Origin of the sequence: Sphingomonas sp. (assembly GCF_031426035.1) — a bacterium.
Lineage (GTDB): Bacteria > Pseudomonadota > Alphaproteobacteria > Sphingomonadales > Sphingomonadaceae > Sphingomicrobium.
Genome location: NZ_JANPKO010000037.1, coordinates 1 through 2,184, shown reverse-complemented (window position 1 = coordinate 2,184; position 2,184 = coordinate 1). Strand labels below are relative to the sequence as shown.

Below are 2,184 nucleotides of genomic sequence, written 5' to 3'. Positions count from 1 at the left end.
AGCCGCGGGGTCAAGCGCGGCTACATCACCGACATGGCGGCGAGCGAGTTCGCGGTGCGCGAGGCGGTCGAGCTGGCCGAGCGGATGTCGGGGGTCACCGTCGACGAAGTCTGGGCGAGCTTCGGCGCCGGCGGGCTGGTCAGCGACGTCGCCAATGTCGAGGTCGATCTCGGCGGCCACCAGATCGAGCAGGCCGACATCGACGAACTGCTGTCGGGCGGGAAAACCGCGCTCGACCGCGGCGGGCAGGTCGTGCTCCACGCCCACCCCGCGCTGTACACCATCGACGGGGTGCACGGGGTGCAGCAGCCGATCGGGCTCCACGCCGACCGGCTGGGGGTCGACATCCATGTCATCGCGGCCGACCCGGCGCCGCTCAGGAACATCGATTATGTGATCCGCTCGGCGCACCTGGGGGTCAAAGCGATCGTCGCCTCGCCGGTGGCGGCGGCGGTGGCGTGCCTGACCGAGGACGAGCGCGAGCTGGGGGTCGCGCTGGTCGAGCTGGGGGCGGAAGTGACCAACGTGTCGCTGCATGTCGGCGGGATGCTGGTCGGACTGCGCTCGATCCCATTGGGCGCCAAGGACATCAGCGACGACATCGCCTGCGCGTTCGGGGTCCAGCGGCGCGACGCCGAGCGGCTGAAATGCTTCTACGGCTCGGCGATGACGTCCCCGCGCGACAACCACGAGATGATCGAGGCGAGCCAGATCGGCGAGGACGGCGGCGAGCCCATACGCATCACCCGCGCGCAGCTGATGATGGTCATCCGCCAGCGCGTCGAGGAAGTCACCGGCGCGGTCGAGGGCGCGCTCAAGGACTTGGGGTTCACCGGGCCGGTCGGGCGCCAGGTGGTGCTGACCGGGGGCGGCGCGGAATTGAAGAATATTGCCGATTACATGCAGGGCGTGCTCGGGCGCGCGGTCAGGGTCGGGCGGCCGCGCACGATCACCGGGCTGCCCGATGCGCACAGCGGGCCGGCGTTTTCGACTTTGGTCGGGCTGGCCTGCCTGGCCGCCTCGGGGCGCGGCGACTTGCGCGATATCGCCTTGACCCCGCTCGCCGACCGCAAGCCCGCGACCGGCGTGATCGGGCGGCTGGTGGCGGCGATGAAGGGCGGGTTCTGACGCGGATTGTGCCCAAATGGCGCAAAGTGAGTCGCAAATGCCACTTTGTCCCCAAATTTTCGTTGTCCGTTAACTTTTTCGCTTGGTGCGCGAATCGGACTAGTGCATTGATTCCAGTCGCAGGTTCAGCGCGCTAGCCGCAGCAGGGGGGCACAAGTCCATGAGCATCGATTTCATCCGGCCCGAGGTCGACGAGCTTCGCCCGCGGATCAGCGTGATCGGGGTCGGCGGGGCCGGCGGCAATGCCGTCGCCAACATGATCCGCTCGGACGTCCAGGGGGTCGATTTCATCGTCGCCAACACCGACGCGCAGGCGCTCAATGCGTCGCAGGCCGACCGCCGCATCCAGTTGGGGCTCAAGATCACCCAGGGGCTCGGCGCCGGGTCGCGCCCCGAGATCGGCCGTGCCGCCGCCGAAGAGACGCTGGAAGAGATTGAGCGCGCGCTGGAAGGCGCGCACATGTGTTTCATCGCGGCAGGCATGGGCGGCGGCACCGGCACCGGCGCCGCGCCGGTCATCGCCAAGGCCGCGCGCGACAAGGGAATTTTGACGGTCGGCGTCGTGACCAAGCCGTTCGCGTTCGAAGGCGCGCGCCGCGGCCGCTCGGCCGACGCCGGGATCGACGAACTCCAGCAGCATGTCGACACGTTGATCGTCATCCCCAACCAGAACCTGTTCCGCCTCGCCAATTCCGACACGACCTTCAAGGAAGCGTTCGAAATGGCCGACGAGGTGCTTCAGCAGGGCGTGCGCGGGATCACCGATTTGATGGTGATGCCGGGCCTAATCAATTTGGACTTCGCCGACGTGCGCTCGGTGATGGGCGAAATGGGCAAAGCGATGATGGGCACCGGCGAGGCGGCCGGCGACAACCGCGCGATCGAGGCCGCCGAGAAGGCAATCTCCAACCCGCTGCTCGACGGGGTCAGCATGAAGGGCGCCAAGGGCGTGATCATCTCGATCACCGGCGGCGAGGACATGCGGCTGATGGAGGTCGACGAGGCCGCCAGCCACATCAAGGAACTGGTCGATCCCGACGCCAACATCATCTGGGG

Annotated in this window: 2 protein-coding genes; both read left to right on the top strand. The window is 67.9% G+C overall.

From position 1 onward, the window contains the following. Positions 1-1,128: cell division protein FtsA (gene ftsA, locus RMP08_RS02345; RefSeq protein ID WP_310467364.1), on the top strand; the 1,128-nt coding region annotated here is incomplete at its 5' end. A gap of 160 nt (positions 1,129-1,288) precedes the next feature. Continuing rightward, positions 1,289-2,184: cell division protein FtsZ (ftsZ, locus tag RMP08_RS02340; protein ID WP_310467363.1), on the top strand; the 896-nt coding region annotated here is incomplete at its 3' end.